A 17,689-nucleotide genomic window follows, 5' to 3' on the forward strand; every position below is an offset into this window, starting at 1 on the left:
AGACAAGCGGTGGCTTTTTTGGCTAACCCGTTTGTTTGAATGATCTCTCGGAGCAGTAGTAAACCGGCGTGGAAGTGATGTCACCGCCACTAAAACTGGCTGCAATCTGGCGTTGATCAAGAGAGGAAAGCGGGATGGCATTCTGGTCGCTTTTTGTCACGGCGGTAAGCTCTTTGGTGATTGCTTTGACACGTTCCGAGGAACCATAAAGGATACCGCCGTTTTTGTATCTACCCTCGTGAAATATGCGGGTTAGCCCTGTTGGTTGCCAGTTCATATATAGTGTCGGCTTGAATTTCTCTTTTATGCGGCCGGCGTGGGCCGTTTGCGGTTGACAGGAAAGACCATGAGCCAGAGTGAATTGCTTTACAATTACGACAGCGCCTTGATTGCTACGGTGTTGTTTGTCGCTATTATCATTGCCAATGAGTTTGGCTTTATTGCCGGGCGTTTTGTGCAGTCTCGTACCAATGATGAAATAAAAGCCCTTACCGGTTCCATTCAGGCCAGCATTCTGGGCTTGTTGGCGCTGCTGTTGGGTTTTACTTTCAGTATGTCAATGCAGCGATACGATAACCGTACCATGGCATTGATTGATGAATCCAACAGCATTGGCACGGCAATGTTGCGGGCGCAATTACTGCCGGATGAGTTCAAGGCTGATGCCGATAAAGTCTTAAGAGATTATATCGCCTTACGGGTGGAAGTCGGGCAAGTTGATTTGACCCACGCCGATGTGCGGGCTGAATACAATCGTAAAATTGTGGCGCAGCAGAACCTGCTTTGGGAGATTACGCTGGCGGCGACAGAGGCCGATCCCCGGCCGGTGACAACGGGGGTATTTCTGAAATCCCTCAACGATGTGATTGATGCTCAGGGTAAAAGAAATGCGTTGCTGCAATTGCATGTGCCAGAAACCATACTGATATTACTTTTCTTTGTGTTTATATCGAGCGGAGGGATTATGGGTTATTCCGCCGGGTTAAGTGGTAAACGCATGGTGGCACCGATCGTGCTGGTGTCATTGCTCATTACCATGATTGTATTCACCATCATCGATCTGGATCGGCCCAAGCGCGGTTTGATTCAGGTGGATCAGAGTGTGATGAGTGATTTGTTGCAGTAATGATTGGGGCTGCTGCTCAAGTGCGGGTTGTCCGGGGGGCAGTGGAAAGCAGGAAGAGAGTGAATAACGGCAGGTGTTGCCGTTATTCCGTTGCGGACTATTTTATTTCGGTGACAAACTGTTCTTTGGGTCGACGTACTTTTTTCAGGTTCACCAGCCAGTCACCGTCTTCTTCACGGTAGCCCAGTGGCAGTATCACGACGGAGCGCAAACCGCGTTCTGGCAGGTTGAGGATGTTGTCCAGATCGGCGGGGGTGAATCCTTCCATCGGGGTGCAGTCGACCTGTTCAGCGGCGGCGGCAATCAGTGCGCTGCCCAGTCCAATGTAGGCCTGGCGTGCCGCGTGCTGGAAGTTGACTTCGGCATCTCGGGCCGGGTAGGCCTTGAGTAAGCGTTGGCGGTAGTTTTCCCACCCCTCGTTGGTGAACTCGCGTATATCGTTGGTCAGGTCGAACATCATGTTGATGCGTTCGGGGGTGTAATTGTCCCAGGCGGCAAAGACCAGCAGGTGGGAGCAATCGGTGATTTGTGCCTGGTTCCAGGCGATGGCTTTAATCTGCTCACGCACTTCGGGGTTGGTAACCACTAGTACGTCATAGGGTTGCAGGCCGCTGGAGGTGGCGGTGAGGCGGATGGCTTCGAGTATGCGCTCTACCTTGTCTTCCGGGACGGCTTTGGCCGGGTTCATTTTTTTGGTGGCGTAGCGCCAGTTCAGCAGTTCGATGATGTCGGTCATTGGCGGGTCTCCAGGGTGTTCAGATGGACTGTCGTTATAGTGGCAGATCCGTCACTGCCGATAGACCGGGTTGTGGCGAACAATTTATTCGGCCCAGCCACATAATAATGCAGTGTGTGGAGTAGTCATTGGCGTGGGCTTGGTTCACGGCCAAGGCTGAGTGCCTGGTGTGAACGGGAACGGTTTTTGTGAGCCATCTTAGTGGCTGGTGATTAACCCTGGACAGTAGCGGTGGCGACCACTGGCCTTGGCTTCGTACAGGGCCTGGTCGGCGGTTGCCAGTATTTCGTTGAGAGATTGTCCTGCCATGGCGCGGCTGCTGCCTGCGCTGATGCTGAGTGGCAGTATTTCGTTCAGGTCGTTGCGGATTTCGTGTTTTTGTATGGCAGCGCAGAGGCGGCGGCCAAGCTGGTCGAGCAGGAATTGCTGGTCGGTGTTGATCAACAGCAGGAATTCATCTCCGCCCCAGCGGCAGGCAAAATCATCCGGACGAATGTGATCCTGAATGATCTGTGCAGTGGCTTTCAGCGCCAGGTCGCCAGCGGCGTGGCCATATTGGTCGTTAATGTTTTTGAATCGATCCAGATCGAGCCAGAGAATGCCGAACCCACCCGGATTCTGTGGCAGCTGTTTCATTTGTTGCTGCAGTTGTTCCATCATGCCACGGCGGTTGAGCAGTCCGGTGACGGGGTCGGCATAGGTCAGTTGTTCCAGTTCTTCGGTACGTTGTCGGACTCTGATTTCCAGCCGTTCACGTGATTTTAATACTTCACTCGCCATGCTGCTGAAATGACTCATGATGCGGCCAATGTCGCCATGAATGTGTTGCGGGATCACATTGTTTACCGGCTGGCCGTCGCGCAGTTGTTCGATCCCGTTTTCCAGTTGGCGCAGCGGCTTCAGTACGTAGCGATTGAGTGCCAGATTAAACAGTAGCAGGGCGATGAAGATGCTGACGCCCGCCAATAGGAACAGCTCATTAAAGGTGCTGAGGGGGAGTAGAATGTCCAGATCCAGCAAGGTCATTACAAACCAGTCTACCTCTGGCAAGTAGACCACCCCTGCCAGCTGATCGCTGCCATTTCTTTCGACATGGATACTGACGACTTGATCGGGCCTTGAACGGGCGGTTTGCAGTATGTGTTCCAGCTCGGCCCGTTGGGCTTCGTTGTCGAGCTGCTGCCAGATGGTTTTGTGTTCACTGGCATCCTTGGTGATGCTGGCAAAGTCGATCTGGGATATGTCTTCCGATACCTGAATGGCCCCTTCGTGGTCGAAAAACAGGTTGTTGATACCCGGTTCCGGGGTGGTGGTGAATTGTTGAATAAAGGTGGTCAGGTCGAGGCCGGTGCCAACAACACCGAGAATCTGGTCGCCATCACGCAGTAAAACATCGATCCAGAGTTTGGTGACCTTGAGTGGAATATCCGGGTTAACGTTCAGGTGAATGTCGCGGTTTTGCTCGATGATGCTGTAGAACCAGCGGTCATTGGGGTTATCGGCACGCAGGGTATAACGATATTGGTCGTTGGCGAATTCGTTGCTGGCATTGTTGTGGTAGTAGTTACCGGAATCGGGCAGGGCGACAAAGTAGCTGTGGTCAGAGAAGTTGTTGCGATAGGACTCCAGCTCTGCCAGCGCCGTCTGCTTTTTCTCTTCGTTGTTTTCGTCTTTTGCCCAGCGGCGCAAAATTTGTGAATCAGCCAGCTGACGGGCCAGTGCCACTTCCCGGATGATGGGCTGAAGCGAGCGTTCTTTTTCCAGTTTAACCTGGGTTTCGAACTGACGCAGGGCGGATTCTTGCAGCACGTTCAGGACGATTTTTTGGCTGAACAACCAGATAGCCAGTCCGGATAACAGCATCAGTAATGCAGTGAGAAGCAGAAAACGTGGCTTAAGGTTCATCTCGGCTTCCCGGTTGGCCGTTTATACAGGGCAGATGGTGTACGCTGCTGCTGTTCTGGTTCCGATCTGGCAAGCGGTGATGCTCTGTCTGCCTGAATTCAGGACTGGATCTGTGTATTGGTATCATGCCTGGCCAGTGTTGTTAATTGCTCTACAACTGGACAACCAGCGATACTCTGAGACTATCACGCTTTTATACCGCAGGCATGCTATTCGCTGAGCTTGTTGCTCTAAGCTGGCGCCAGAGTTTGGCCTGTATTGTCAATTTTGTCACTGTAGCAGGAGTGTGTATGTCTTCGCTGGTATATCCGATGTTGAGCTGGTTGTGTCTCGCCACGGTACTGTTGAGTGGTTGCAGCAGTATGACTTCAGTTGAATCTGGATTCGCTACCCCGGATCGTGCGTTAGAATCGGCTGATTCTGCAGCGGCTGTCCGTCGCAGTGACTGGCTCAAGTACTTGTATCAGCAGTATGACGATTGGCGTGGCACTGGCTATCTGTATGGTGGTACCAGCAGAAATGGTGTGGACTGTTCAGGATTTGTGAATGTGACCTATCGCGATCAGCTGGATAGCTGGGTTCCCCGTACCACTTTGTTGCAGTCACAGTTTGGTGAGCCGGTCGCGATGGGTGAATTACAGGTCGGTGACCTGGTGTTTTTCAAGACGGCTGACAAGGTTCGTCATGTGGGGATTTATCTTGAAAAGGGCAAATTCCTGCATGCGTCCAGCAGTGAAGGGGTGATTATTTCCAGGCTGGATAGCGCCTACTGGCGAGGCAAGTTCTGGCAAGCCCGTCGAATGGCTCCCTGAATAGAAAAAGAAGCATCCTGACGGCCGACTGACTACAATCGATGGCCATATTCTTCGGTGGAGTTTTGTTGTGCAAGCTATTTTGGATGAGATCGTTGCGACGATTGGTGTAAGCAACGACCGTGGCAAGGTGGCCGATTATATTCCGCAGCTGGCGTGTATCGACCCAAACCAGCTTGCTATTTCTGTGGCGCTGGCGGATGGCCGGGTGTTCAGTGCCGGGGATCATCAGCAGCTGTTTTCTATCCAGAGTATTTCCAAGGTGTTTACGCTGACTATCGCACTGGGCAAGTTGGGTGATGGCGTCTGGGCGCGGGTAGGACGAGAGCCGTCGGGAGATCCATTTAATTCCATCGTGCAGCTGGAGCATGAAAACGGCAAACCAAGAAACCCGTTTATTAATGCCGGGGCGATTGCGATTGCCGATGCCATTATGGTGGGGCATCAGCCGAAAGAGACGTTGGCAGAAATTCTGCAGTTTGTGCGCTTTATTGCTGACGATGAGAGTATTTGTATCGACCATAACGTGGCGGAATCCGAGTTGAAAACCGGCGATCGTAACGCTTCGCTGGCACATTTTATGGCGTCGTTCGGCCGTATGAATAATCCGGTCGATTATGTGCTGGGTACCTATTTTCACCACTGTTCAATTGCCATGACTTGCCAGCAGTTGGCCAAAGCCGGGTTGTTTTTGGCCGGGGATGGCGAAAACCCGGTCACCGGGACGCGGGTGGTGTCTGCCCGTCGAGCGCGCCGAATCAATTCGCTGATGATGATGTGCGGCCATTACGATGGCTCCGGTGAGTTTGCCTATCGGGTGGGCTTGCCGGGCAAGAGTGGCGTCGGCGGCGGTATTCTGGCGGTGGCACCGGGGCATGCTTCGATTGCGGTTTGGTCGCCGGGGCTGGATGAGGTGGGCAACAGTAAATTGGGCACTGAAGCGTTGGAGAAGCTGGTGCAGCAGACCGGCTGGTCGGTATTTGCTTGAGGGTATATCGATAAATGGCTGCGCTCGACATGAGGTTTATTCAATTCGAGCTGGAGCAGACGTTTTGTTAATACCGGATCGTAGCCGACTCTAACCCTTTGTCCCAATAGGGTGGCGAGCCAAAGTAGCCTTCCATAAAATCGATAAAGCAGCGTACCTTGCTGGCCAATAGCTGGCGATGGGCATACACCGCATATAACCCCATGGGTTCCGGTTCGTACTCTGGCAGGATGACGTGCAGTCGGCCTGCCGCAATGTCGGCCCCGGAAATAAAACTCGGCTGAATGGTAATACCCGCGCCTTCAATGGCGGCTTTTATCAGTATGTCGCCGTTGTTGCTGATGATACTTCGCTGCTGTTCACGCCCGGCATCTTTCAGCCGTTGATGGATGTTCAGGCTGCTGTCACTTTCCATATAGCTGTAGTGCAGATAGTGATGCTGTTGCAGGTCGTCGGGGCTGGTGGGCGTGCCGTGTTGCGCGAGGTATTGCGGCGAGGCACACATCAGCAAGCGCACCGGGGCAATTTTGCGGGCAATCAGCGACGAGCTTTTTAAATGGCCGATGCGCAGGGCGACGTCGAAACCTTCCTCAACAATATCAACCTTGCGGTCATTCAGTTGAACGTCGATGCCGACTGCGGGGTGCGCTTTTTGAAAATCGCACAGCAACGCCGCCAGATGCTGGGTGGCAAACGAGACCGGCGCACTGATTCTCAGTAGCCCCTGGGCTTGGCCTTGCATATCGCCCAATTGGCTTTCCATGTCGTCAAGGTCATCCAGCAGCTGGCTGGCACGCTGGTAATAGCGGCTACCGGCTTCGGTCAGGTGAACTTTGCGGGTGGTGCGGTTCAACAGCCGAACGCCCAGGTGTTGTTCCAGCTGTGAGACGTATTTACTGATCAGCTGGGGAGAGGTATCCAGCCGTTCAGCTGCACGGGCAAACACACCTTCATCAACCACGGTGATAAAGGCGCGCATGACGCTGATACGATCCATAGCGGCTTCCTGTGTAAGAGTATGAGGTTGATTATCAACATATTGTTGCTAATTAAGCAATGGATGCCATCTTAGTGTTTATGAATTGCAAGAGTAAAGTGTGCTTATCGTCTGCCGTAATGGCGCGGGCACTTAACTATTTCTGTGAGGATTCACCATGAGTAATAAATTGATCACGACCTTGTTGGCTTCTGATGCGGGTTGGGCGGCGCTGATTCTGCGTGTACCCGTCGGCCTGGTATTAGCCGCCCACGGTTCTCAAAAACTGTTCGGCTGGTGGGGTGGCTACGGCCTGGAAGGTACTGGTCAGTGGATGGCCAGTATTGGCCTGGAACCCGGTTATCTGATGGCGTTGCTGGCCGGTAGTGCGGAGTTTTTTGGAGGTCTGGCGCTGGTGTTGGGGCTACTGACTCGTCCGGCGGCGCTGGTCATTGCATTGACCATGCTGGTGGCGATCTTCAGCACTCATATCAGTCATGGTTTGTTTCTGAGCAATAACGGCTATGAATACGCGTTAAGCTTATTGGCGGTGACGGCGGCGCTGACGGTTCAGGGAGGCGGAAGCCTGGCGCTGGATCAGTGGTTGCATCAAGCGCTCAAGGGCGGTCGTGTTAACCGTCTGGAGCCGGTGACTGTCTGAAGCCAGGTCAGGGTATTGAGCCGCGTATTGAACTCAGAGCCCTGCACCTCCTATTACTGCCGGTTAATTGACTGCCGGTTAACGTGAGAACCCGAGTATGAGCCACAAAGATATTTTGTTTATTTCCCATGGTGGTGGTCCGATGCCGTTGCTAGGCGATCCTGGCCACCGTGAGATGGTGCAACGGCTGCAGGAAATTACCGCCACATTAAAGAAGCCAGCGGCGATTCTGGTGATCAGCGCCCACTGGGAAGAGCAAATACCGACGATTACTGCCGGAGCCGATCCGGCGCTGATTTATGACTATTATGGTTTTCCGCCAGAGTCCTATCAGTTGCAGTACCCTTGCGGCGGCGAGCCGGAGCTGGCGAATAGAGTCTATCAGTCGTTAGAATCTGCTGGCATTCCGAGTCGGCTGGATACTCAGCGCGGTTTTGATCATGGCCTGTTTGTGCCATTGATGTTGATGTATCCGCAGGCGGATATTCCGTGTGTGCAGCTGTCGCTGAAACATAACCTGGATGCAGCGGATCATCTGGCGATTGGCCAGGCTTTGCAGGCACTTGATTATGACAATCTGCTGGTGCTGGGTTCCGGTTTTTCATTCCATAATATGCGGGCGTTTTTTGCGCCGGATTCAGCCGAGATGCGAGCACGTAACCAGTCATTTGAAGACTGGTTACTGGAAACCTGTTCCAGCCAGGCGCTGGATGAAGGGGAGCGCAGTCGCCGTTTTGTGGCATGGGAGCAGGCTCCAGCCGCTCGTTTCTGTCATCCTCGCGAAGAGCACTTGTTACCCTTGCATGTGTGTTACGGGCTGGCAGGCAGGCCGTGTGATGCCCATTATGTGGCGACCATTCTGAATAAAAAGTCTGGCATGTTTTATTGGTCGGCTTGACAGGCGGCCCGCCTTCCCTGGTTCCGCGTAAGAATCATCGCTGCTGAATAGTGTGTATGTTCAGCGCATTTTTTATAACCATTCGGTTATTAATCTGGATCAAGTTGGCATTGCAGAACGGGTGTAAAAAGAAACCAGCTTGAGCTGTTCAGAGGGTACTTTGTCATGCTGTCGTGGTTTACCGATTTTGCTTCCTGGCTGACGTATTCGCTGTTGGCGCTGGATCCTGACTCGCGACTTGGGCAGTCGCTGCATTTCTTTATTGAAGACACCAGCAAGATTTTCTTTTTGCTGGTGGTGATGATTTATTGTGTGTCGTTTATTCGCGCCTCGCTGAATGTGGAGCGGGTACGCCGTTATCTGGCCAGTACCAACCGGGGCGTGGGCTATCTGCTGGGAAGTGTCTTCGGTGCCATTACGCCGTTTTGTTCCTGTTCCAGTATTCCGATTTTTCTGGGGTTTACCTCGGCCGGTATTCCGGTAGGCATCACCATGGCGTTTTTGCTGACCTCGCCGTTAATCAACGAGGTGGCAGTGTTGTTATTGCTGAGTTTGGTAGGGTGGGAGATTACCGCCATCTATGTGCTGGTAGGCATGTTGGTGGGGGTATTGGGCGGGATGTTCCTGGATGCGATTCATGCCGAGCGCTGGTTGCAGCCGTTTGCGCTCAAGGCTTATCTGAATGCCAGCGCCCAGACAGATGCGGGCGCAGTAACAGCCAGTCAATTGTCGTTCAGGCAGCGTCATGTATTTGCTCGGTCTGAGCTGACCGACATTGTCTCACGGGTCTGGAAGTGGGTATTTATCGGTGTTGGCCTCGGGGCGGCGCTGCATGGCTTTATTCCCGCAGGTTGGCTGCAAAACACTTTGGGACAAGGGCAATGGTGGTCGGTACCCGCTGCGGTATTGGTTGGCGTGCCATTGTATTCCAACGCGACCGGGGTGATCCCGGTGATGGAAAGCCTGTTTCTGAAGGGGCTGCCACTGGGCACGACGATGGCGTTTTGTATGAGTACGGTTGCGGCCAGTTTTCCTGAATTTATCTTGTTGAAACAGGTGATGCAGTGGAAATTGCTGGTGACGGTATTTGCATTGTTGCTGGTGGCGTTCACGCTGGTGGGTTGGGTGTTAAATGCGGTGGCCTTACTGTTGGTTTGAAGACAGTGATTTGATGAGAGTTATATAAATGCCGTTCTGTGTCTTTTTTTACGTCAAAGGTGACTGATATGAAAGTGTTTAATGTGCTCGGCAGTGGTTGTACCAAGTGCCAGAAAACCGCTGATTTGATACAGAAAATTGCCGCCGAACAAGGGGTAACGATTGAGTTGAATAAGGTCACTAGTCCCGAGACCATTATGGGTTACGGGGTGATGAGTACTCCGGCGGTGGTGGTGGATGAACAGCTGGTGCATTCTGGTTCAATCCCGGATCGGGCCAGTGTTGAGTCTTGGCTGACAAGCTGACAGGAGGTGCGGGTATTGGACAACAGCGGCTAGAAACTGGCAGGATGGCGCACTTTTTCCAATTTGAATCCCGGAGATCACGATGACCAACGAGTTTAAAGCCAAAGCCTGGTTGAAAAGTTCCTGCCCGTTTTGCTTTCGGTTTTTGCTGTTTATCACGGAAGCCGGTTTGCTGGATCAGGTCGAAGTGGTTCGGGTCGATGCGGATGATGAAGATCAGCTGAATGCTCGTCGGTCTGAGCTTCAGCAACTGACTGGCGAGGTGGCCTCCTTTCCAACCGTTGAATTGTCTCCGGGTCAGTATCTCAGCGACACCGCTGGTTTGATTCAGCATTTTGCCGCTGCGCACGGCATCAGCCCGGAAAGTCTGCCGACTTTGGCGTTTTACGATAGTGGTATGTTTCCGACGGCGCTTGCCCGCTTCAGGGAAATTCGCTCCCTGAAAGAGCAGTTGTCAACGCTGTCGGTCTGATATCGACCGCGCCATTGCGATTCCGTAGGCCCGCCTCCGTGCGTGGCCGCTGCTCCGGCTTAGCATCATTGCGGACAGCCACAGAGGGCGTCCCTACGAACCATGGGCGTTTTTATCGGCGTGGAATTTACACATCAGTCGAATGCTTTCGGCCGGTCGTGACAGCTGCTGGATCATGTAGTGGCGAAAATCATCCGGGTAGTTCAGATCCTGTAACGCCAGATCCATGCAGGTCAGCCAGGCTTGAACGCTGCTTTCATCGGCTGGCAGGTGGGCGTGAGCGACAGGAATACTGATGGCACCCACGTGCTCGGCATACAGCTTCGGGCCGCCAGTCCAGCCAGACAGAAACCAGGTGAGTTTTTGCCGCGATGAGGTCAGATCGTCTGAGTGCATGGCACGCAGGATTCTGGCTTCTGGCAGGGTGTCCATCCGTTGATAAAAACGGTCGACCAATGCGGTGATACCTTCCAAACCACCGGCGGCCTGATAAGTGGCGTCGCCTTGTCCATACGCGGGAGTATTTGAGGTTGGGCTCATGTCGGCTGCCTTGATCTCGTAAAAGAAACCAGCGGACTATATCAGCCTACTGTGCAGGCTCACTGATCTATCGCAGGTTATTGGGGCACCGCTTGGCCGATGACGGACTGGTATTTGGCCAGTGCGTCGGTTGTATGTGGTGGTGGCGGTGCGCAATTGCAGTCTTCTGGCGGCGGTTTGGGTATGCTGCGCGCTGACCGTTTGTATATCGACTGCTTACTTATGCCTGCCTCGCAAAAGATTTTCAAAGTTCGCCGCCATTATAATCGCTGGGTGGCGGATCAGACGCTGGAAGATTTTGCCCTGCGCTTTACCGCTCGCAGCGGTCGGCGTATGTCGATCGAACGGGTGGCACAAACGGCGTTGGGAGCAACGGCATTTCTGGCACTGGAAGGGCTGGCGGCGGCGGTGACGCTGAACTACGGCTTTACCAATACCGTGTATGCCATGCTGGTGGTGTGTCTGCTGTTTTTTATCACCGGCGTACCGATTACCTATTATGCCGCCAAGCACGGTCTGGATATCGACTTGCTGACACGCGGTGCCGGATTTGGTTATCTGGGCTCGACGGTGACGTCGCTGATTTATGCCTCGTTCACCTTTATCTTTTTTGCGATTGAAGCGGTGATTCTCGCCAGCGCCTTGCAGGCGTTACTCGGGGTGCCGCTGGCGATCGGCTATTTTTTATGTGCAGCGGCGGTAATTCCAATTGTGATGCACGGTATTTCTGCGATCAGTCGTTTTCAGGCGGGCACGCAGTTTATCTGGGTGTTGTTGCAGTGCCTGGCGTTGGCCGTGGTGATTGTGAATGAATCTGGCCAACTCGCGGCCTGGACGCAGTTTCACGGTCTGGCGGTCGATCAGTTACCAGGCGTTGCTGTACCTGGGCCGGGCAATGATGCTGCCGTTCCGGGTGGAGGAGCAGGCAGTTTTAATATTTTGTTGTTTGGTGCTGCTGCATCGGTGTTTTTTGCGCTGGTACCACAGATTGGCGAACAGGTGGATTACCTGCGGTTTATGCCGCCCAAGACCCCACAAAATGCTCGCCGCTGGTGGTTCTGGCTGATTCTGGCGGGGCCGGGTTGGGTGTTTATCGGCATTATCAAGATGTTGCTGGGGTCGTTTCTGGCTTATCTGGCCATTACCCAGGGGGTTGCCTACGAATTGGCGACTGACCCGACCCATATGTATCAGCGGGTATTTTTTTATCTGACCCATTCCGACGGGCTGGCGTTGTTGCTGGCGGCAACCATGGTGATTGTGTCGCAGATGAAAATAAACGTCACCAATGCGTATGCCGGATCGATCGCCTGGTCGAATTTTTTCTCGCGGCTGACTCACTCTCACCCCGGCCGGGTGGTGTGGCTGGTATTTAACGTCACGATTGCGCTGCTGTTGATGGAGCTGGGTATCTATCAGGCGTTGGAAGCAGTGCTGGGAGTGTTCGCGATTGTGGCCGTCAGCTGGCTGGGATCGTTGGCGGCGGATTTGCTGATCAACAAGCCGCTGGGTCTGAGTCCGGATATCGTAGAGTTCAAACGCGCCCATTTGTACGACATCAACCCGGTGGGTACTGGCTCCATGTTGCTGGCAACCACAGGTGGTGTGCTCAGTTATCTGGGCATGTTTGGTGAAGTCACGGCCACACTGAGTCACTTTGTCAGCCTGGGGATCTGCTTTGTTATGGTGCCACTGATTGCCTGGTTCACGGGTGGTCGTTACTACATTGCCCGTACCTCCCCGGAGCTGGATCTATTGGTGACCGATATTGCGCCGACTGATTTGTCGCGCTTGCCGGAGGACGTGCGCCATCGCCATGTGCAAACCATTCAGTGTGGTGTTTGCGAAAACCATTTTGAGCAGGAAGACATGAGTTTTTGTCCGGCCTACGATTTGCCTATCTGTTCGCTCTGCTGCACGCTGGATGTGCGTTGTATGGACAGCTGCAAGCCGCACGCTCATGTCTCCCGCCAGCTGGCCTATTTCCTTTCCAAGTTTGTGCCGCCCCGTATCGTACGGGTGGTGAATTCCCGGCTGGGTCACTTTGTCAGCCTGTTATTGATTGTAAATCTGCTGATTGCAGTGCTGCTGGCGGTGGTGTATCGACAGATGGCACCAGTAACGGCGACAGAGACCGAGCTGTTGCAACAAACCATGTGGACACTGTTTTTTACCCTGATGATTGCCTCCGGGGTACTCGCCTGGCTGTTTTTATTGGCCCATGAAAGTCGGCTGGTGGCGCAAAAGGAATCCAACCGCCAGACTCGCAAACTCACCGCCGAGATTGAAGCGCACCAGGAAACCGACCAGGCTTTGCAGCAGGCGAAGGAGCTGGCGGAGTCGGCTAATGCCGCCAAAAGCCGCTATCTGACCGGTATCAGCCATGAATTACGCACGCCACTGCAATCGGTGATTGGCTATGCCCAGCTGCTGGCCAACAAGGGCGATACCCCTGCTGGCCACAAGAATGGTCTGGCGATTATCCAGCGCAGTGGCCAGTACCTCACTGACCTGATTGACGGCTTGCTGGATATTTCCCGCATTGAAGCAGGCAAGCTGGATCTGTATCGCTCGCGGGTGGAGCTACCGGTGTTGATAGAGCAGCTGAATGCCATGTTTGCCATGCAGGCCGAGCAGAAGGGGGTTCGTTTTCACTCCAGTGTGCAGGGCACTTTGCCACAATGGACTATGACGGATGAAAAACGTCTGCGGCAGATTCTGATCAATCTGTTATCCAACGCCGTCAAATATACCGTCAGTGGTCAGGTCGACTTTGATATTCGTTATCGCAATCAGGTGGCGGAATTTCGCATTCGTGATACCGGCCCTGGGATCGATGCTGAATCCCTCAAACGTATTTTTGATCCCTTTGAACGGGTACGGAATCGCGCCACAGCCAATTTGCCCGGCACCGGGCTGGGGCTGACCATCGTCAAACTGCTCACTGAGATCATGGGAGGAGACCTCAAGGTAGACAGTACGCCGGGTCAGGGCAGCTGCTTTACCGTCGCGCTGATGCTGCCCTGGGTTAATCTTCAGTCTGACCAACAACGTCAGCACGCGGAGTTGCTGGAGAACAAACGTATCATTGGTTACGAAGGTTTTCAGCGCACGGTGTTTCTGGTGGATGACGATCCGGTACTACGGGGTTTGTTGGCTGATTTGCTGGTGCCGCTCGGATTCTTAACGCTGGAAGCCCACGATGGCGAGCACTGCCTGGCCATGATGGACGAACTGGAACAGGCTGGTGAGCGGGTACCGGATCTGTTCCTGATGGATGTGTCCATGCCGGGTATTACTGGCCTTGAAGTCGCCCACCGGTTGCGTACCCGAGGCATATCCGTACCGATCGTCATGCTCTCCGCCGATGCCCAGGAAGGGGATCGTAGCGAATTCGACCGGGCTATCTATAACGATTACCTGGTCAAGCCTGTGAGTAACAGTCGCCTGCTCAATACCATCGGCACCGTGCTGGAACTGCACTGGACCTGGCAGAGCGGGGATCCCGCTAGTGACCGGGCCGGAGCGCTGACAACCTTGGCGGCCATGTCCGCCGAACGCCAGACACCACGCATCAGTAATACTGCCGCGTTTGGTGTGCTACAACCCCATCCGCAACTGCTGGAACTGCAAGCGTATGCCGAAATGGGCTATCGCAAGGGCGTTGTCCAGGCACTGGAAATTCTGAAAACCTCTTCAGCCATGACCACCCGTCAGCTGGAGTATTTGCAACAACTGGCAGGCGGATTTCAGCTGCAAGAGCTGGCAGAACTGCTGAAAACGGCGTTGGCCGAGACCGATCGGGGAGGTACAACCTGATGAATCCAACCAGCAACACAACACCAGGCGTGAACATTCCGTCGGACATGGTTCTGGTGGTGGATGACTCTCCCGACTCCCTCAGCCTGATTAATGATGCGCTGGAAGGGGCCGGTATCGACGTACTGGTCGCCCTCGAAGGTCGACAGGCGCTGACCATCGCCCGCAAAATGAAGCCCGATATGATCCTGATGGACGCCATCATGCCCAATATGGACGGCTTTGAAGCTTGCCGTTTACTCAAAACCGACCCGGAACTGGCCTCCATTCCGGTGATCTTCATGACTGGTCTCACCGACACCAGCGACATCGTCCGTGGGCTTGAAGCCGGAGGGGTCGATTACCTCACCAAACCCATCAACCCCGATGAGTTACTGGCCCGTATGCGGGTGCACCTGACCAACGCCCGGCTCACCAGTAGCGCCCAGTCGGCCCTCGACAGCACCGGCCAGCATCTGATGACAGTATCGACTCAAGGAGAGTTACGCTGGGCGACACCACAAACCTACGCCTTGCTGGCGCGCGCCAGAGTCGATGACCGCAGTCAGCAATCCCTGCTGGCACCGCAGATTGCGCGCTGGCTGGAACATCACCCTGAACCCGGAAACAGCCTGCGGCTGAACGACCTCGGCTATCCACTGGCAGTGAAACTGATCAACGAACAGAGCAATGGCGAAATGCTGCTGAAGCTGGTCGACGGCCAGCGCCCGACCGGTGCCACCATGCTGCGGGAACACCTCAACCTCACCGAACGGGAATCCGAAGTGTTGTACTGGATCGCCAACGGCAAAGCCAACCGCGAAGCCGCCGAAATCCTCAACATGAGCCCGCGCACCGTCAATAAACACCTCGAACAGATCTTCACCAAACTCGGCGTTGAAAACCGCACTGCCGCCGCAGGCGTCGCGTTGCGGTTACTGGCTGCGGAATCCTGACGAGACAACGACCGCGACACGGACAAACCTTACGGCCACGCACGGAGGCGGGCCCTACAGAATCGCAATGGCGATGAATGTTGCACCGTGGATACGGACGACGCCGACAATGGCCACGCACGGAGGCGGGCTCTACGGAATCGCAATGGCGATGAAATTGCACCGCAGTCCATCGTAGGGACGCCCTCTGTGGCTGTCCGAAACGTCGCAGCCGGGCCTACGGGACATACAGGGTATCTTCAAGCCATTTGGCGGGGTTGTTCTGAATGTATTCCCGAATACGTAAACGATCGTCTTCATCTCGTATCACGTGATCCCAAAACCTTGATTGCCATAACCGACCGGGGAAGGTGACCCAGCCGTGATGCCGGACACCGATGATGTATTGTCGGGTAGTGAAGGTTTTATAACGTCTGACAATATCCCAAAGTTGATGCGGGCATTGCTCTGACAGGGTCAAAATGCCGTGAATATGATTGGGCATAACCACAAAATCCTGGCTTGTAACCCCGTCAAAATATTCTGGAATATTGCTCCAGCAGGCCGCAAGCATCCGACCTGCCGGATTTATTCTGATGGAATTACCATAGGTGTTGGCGAATAACGCCAAACGGTTTTGGCTGCAAATCGTGATGAAATAGTCACCAGCAGAGGAATAATCGTGGTGTGGCAGGCGCATGCGTTTACGTGACGGCAGATCAGACATCATCGCTTCCATTAGATAGATGTTTGGCAAATTTAATCACAGATGTGAAATTTGAAAAGGGGAATGCCGCAATATTGTCAATGGAATGGCGGTGAATGTTGCACCGTGGATACGGACGGACGCCGACAATGGCCACGCACGGAGGCGGGCTCTACGGAATCGAAATGGCAGTGAATGTTGCACCGTGGATACGGACGGTGCCGATCCCTACGGCTATACGTCAAATGACGTATATCTGTGTGTTAATTACCCCATACCTTGAAGTGGGGCTTTTCCGAATAATCGACTGGCAGATTACAGAAGAGGGGGGGCCCGTCAGCGGGCGTCACCAGGCCAATAAAAGTAGATTAAAGGAAGCTTCGGTATGACATTCAAAAAGCTGGTTACCGGCGTCGCTCTGGCGGTTGGCGCTACCATGGCAAGTTACAGTGCGATTGCGGCTGACACCATCAAGGTGGGTGTGTTGCATTCGTTGTCTGGCACCATGGCGATTTCAGAAACCACTCTGAAAGACACGGTTCTGATGATGGTGGAAGAGCAAAACAAGAAAGGCGGTCTGCTGGGCAAGAAGCTGGAAGCCGTGGTGGTTGACCCTGCGTCTAACTGGCCTTTGTTTGCTGAGAAAACCCGTGAACTGCTGACCAAGGACGACGTTGATGTGATCTTTGGTTGCTGGACGTCTGTTTCCCGTAAATCCGTATTGCCGGTGATTGAAGAACTGAACGGTCTGATGTTCTATCCGGTTCAGTACGAAGGGGAAGAGTCTTCCAAGAACGTGTTTTACACTGGCGCTGCGCCTAACCAGCAAGCGATTCCTGCGGTTGATTATCTGATGAATGATCTGGGCGTTAAACGCTGGGTTCTGGCGGGTACCGACTACGTTTACCCACGTACCACTAACAAGATTCTGGAAGCTTACCTGAAAGCCAAGGGCGTCAAAGAATCTGACATCATGATTAACTACACGCCGTTCGGTCATTCTGACTGGCAGTCGATTGTTTCTGACATCAAGAAGTTCGGTAGCAAGGGCAAGAAGACTGCTGTTGTTTCTACCATCAACGGTGATGCCAACGTGCCGTTCTACAAGGAATTGGGTAACCAGGGTATTTCTGCAGAAGACATTCCGGTGGTTGCTTTCTCTGTCGGTGAAGAAGAATTGTCCGGTATCGATACCAAGCCTCTGGTCGGTCACCTGGCTGCCTGGAACTACTTCGAAAGCGTGGATACGCCTGAAAACGAAGCCTTCATCAAGAGCTGGAAGAAGTTCACGGGTAACGATAAGCGCGTAACCAACGACCCGATGGAAGCAACTTATATCGGTTTCCAGATGTGGACTCAGGCGGTTACTAAAGCCGGTACGACCGACGTGAACAAGGTTGAGCAAGCCATGATTGGCCAGCAAGCGCCTAACCTGACCGGCGGTATGGCGGTTATGAACAAGAACCATCACCTGAGCAAGCCAGTATTGATTGGCGAAATTCAGGACGATGGTCAGTTTGAAGTGGTTTGGGAAACGGAAGGTCTGGTCGCGGGTGATGCCTGGTCTGACTTCCTGCCGGGTTCCAAGGATCTGATCGCTGACTGGACTGCTCCAATCAAGTGCGGTAACTACAACACCAAAACCAAAACCTGCTCTGGCCAGACGTATTAAG

At 53.7% G+C, this 17,689-nt stretch carries 17 protein-coding genes; 11 read left to right on the forward strand and 6 right to left on the reverse strand.

All coding sequences use genetic code 11. The annotated features are described in order from the left end of the window. Nucleotides 1-22: 22 nt before the first annotated feature. Nucleotides 23-277, reverse strand: a complete 255-nt coding sequence (locus WG929_RS01090; RefSeq protein WP_416204527.1) for a hypothetical protein — start codon at nt 275-277, stop codon at nt 23-25. Nucleotides 278-346: 69 nt separating this feature from the next. Between WG929_RS01090 and WG929_RS01095 the strand changes: the two genes are divergently transcribed. Then, entirely contained in the window at nt 347-1,126 is a 780-nt protein-coding gene (locus WG929_RS01095; RefSeq protein WP_416204528.1) for a bestrophin-like domain, read from the forward strand. 97 nt (nt 1,127-1,223) lie between these two features. Here the strand turns inward: WG929_RS01095 and WG929_RS01100 are convergent, their stop codons facing one another. Both WG929_RS01100 and WG929_RS01105 read right to left on the reverse strand, forming a co-directional pair. Then, on the reverse strand, nt 1,224-1,862 hold the full coding sequence (locus tag WG929_RS01100; protein ID WP_416204529.1) for an NAD(P)H-dependent oxidoreductase: 639 nt from the start codon (nt 1,860-1,862) through the stop codon (nt 1,224-1,226). 198 nt (nt 1,863-2,060) lie between these two features. Then, entirely contained in the window at nt 2,061-3,767 is a 1,707-nt protein-coding gene (locus WG929_RS01105; RefSeq protein WP_416204530.1) for a GGDEF domain-containing protein, read from the reverse strand. Between the two features lie 290 nt (nt 3,768-4,057). Between WG929_RS01105 and WG929_RS01110 the strand changes: the two genes are divergently transcribed. Both WG929_RS01110 and WG929_RS01115 read left to right on the forward strand, forming a co-directional pair. After that, on the forward strand, nt 4,058-4,579 hold the full coding sequence (locus WG929_RS01110) for a C40 family peptidase (RefSeq protein WP_416204531.1): 522 nt from the start codon (nt 4,058-4,060) through the stop codon (nt 4,577-4,579). 70 nt (nt 4,580-4,649) lie between these two features. Further along, nucleotides 4,650-5,567: a glutaminase gene (locus WG929_RS01115; protein WP_416204532.1), complete on the forward strand. Its 918-nt coding sequence runs from the start codon at nt 4,650-4,652 to the stop codon at nt 5,565-5,567. Between the two features lie 67 nt (nt 5,568-5,634). Here the strand turns inward: WG929_RS01115 and WG929_RS01120 are convergent, their stop codons facing one another. Beyond that, the gene (locus tag WG929_RS01120; RefSeq protein ID WP_416204533.1) at nt 5,635-6,564 is read right to left on the reverse strand and encodes a LysR family transcriptional regulator; all 930 of its coding nucleotides are present in this window, start codon (nt 6,562-6,564) and stop codon (nt 5,635-5,637) included. 157 nt (nt 6,565-6,721) lie between these two features. Here WG929_RS01120 and WG929_RS01125 point away from each other — a divergent pair, with 157 nt between their 5' ends. The 5 genes from WG929_RS01125 (at nt 6,722) to WG929_RS01145 (ending at nt 10,037) form a co-directional block, all read left to right on the forward strand. Next, nucleotides 6,722-7,204 (forward strand): DoxX family protein, encoded by a 483-nt coding sequence (locus tag WG929_RS01125; protein WP_416204534.1) that lies wholly within the window; start codon nt 6,722-6,724, stop codon nt 7,202-7,204. Nucleotides 7,205-7,301: 97 nt separating this feature from the next. Beyond that, nucleotides 7,302-8,102 (forward strand): DODA-type extradiol aromatic ring-opening family dioxygenase, encoded by an 801-nt coding sequence (locus WG929_RS01130; RefSeq protein ID WP_416204535.1) that lies wholly within the window; start codon nt 7,302-7,304, stop codon nt 8,100-8,102. A gap of 165 nt (nt 8,103-8,267) precedes the next feature. Further along, on the forward strand, nt 8,268-9,260 hold the full coding sequence (locus WG929_RS01135) for a permease (protein ID WP_416204536.1): 993 nt from the start codon (nt 8,268-8,270) through the stop codon (nt 9,258-9,260). Between the two features lie 68 nt (nt 9,261-9,328). Continuing rightward, nucleotides 9,329-9,565, forward strand: a complete 237-nt coding sequence (locus WG929_RS01140; protein WP_369857217.1) for a thioredoxin family protein — start codon at nt 9,329-9,331, stop codon at nt 9,563-9,565. A gap of 82 nt (nt 9,566-9,647) precedes the next feature. Beyond that, on the forward strand, nt 9,648-10,037 hold the full coding sequence (locus WG929_RS01145; RefSeq protein WP_369857218.1) for a hypothetical protein: 390 nt from the start codon (nt 9,648-9,650) through the stop codon (nt 10,035-10,037). Nucleotides 10,038-10,130: 93 nt separating this feature from the next. On the opposite strand, the gene WG929_RS01150 is transcribed toward WG929_RS01145, so the two are convergent. After that, a complete protein-coding gene (locus WG929_RS01150) occupies nt 10,131-10,577 on the reverse strand; it encodes a group II truncated hemoglobin (RefSeq protein WP_416204537.1) in 447 nt (148 codons plus the stop codon). 222 nt (nt 10,578-10,799) lie between these two features. Between WG929_RS01150 and WG929_RS01155 the strand changes: the two genes are divergently transcribed. Together WG929_RS01155 and WG929_RS01160 are read left to right on the forward strand one after the other, a co-directional pair. After that, complete coding sequence (locus tag WG929_RS01155; protein ID WP_416204607.1) at nt 10,800-14,396, forward strand: ATP-binding protein; 3,597 nt, start codon at nt 10,800-10,802, stop codon at nt 14,394-14,396. Continuing rightward, complete coding sequence (locus WG929_RS01160; protein WP_416204538.1) at nt 14,396-15,331, forward strand: response regulator; 936 nt, start codon at nt 14,396-14,398, stop codon at nt 15,329-15,331. Before WG929_RS01155 ends, WG929_RS01160 begins: the two co-directional genes overlap by 1 nt. Nucleotides 15,332-15,548: 217 nt before the next feature. Here the strand turns inward: WG929_RS01160 and WG929_RS01165 are convergent, their stop codons facing one another. Further along, nucleotides 15,549-16,037 (reverse strand): transposase, encoded by a 489-nt coding sequence (locus WG929_RS01165; protein WP_416204539.1) that lies wholly within the window; start codon nt 16,035-16,037, stop codon nt 15,549-15,551. 364 nt (nt 16,038-16,401) lie between these two features. On the opposite strand from WG929_RS01165, the gene urtA reads away from it, so the two are divergent. Beyond that, nucleotides 16,402-17,688, forward strand: coding sequence for an urea ABC transporter substrate-binding protein (gene urtA / locus WG929_RS01170; protein ID WP_369857222.1), 1,287 nt, complete (start codon nt 16,402-16,404; stop codon nt 17,686-17,688). The last annotated feature ends 1 nt before the right edge of the window (nt 17,689 follow it).

This window comes from Oceanobacter antarcticus (assembly GCF_044962685.1).
Lineage (GTDB): Bacteria > Pseudomonadota > Gammaproteobacteria > Pseudomonadales > Oceanobacteraceae > Oceanobacter > Oceanobacter antarcticus.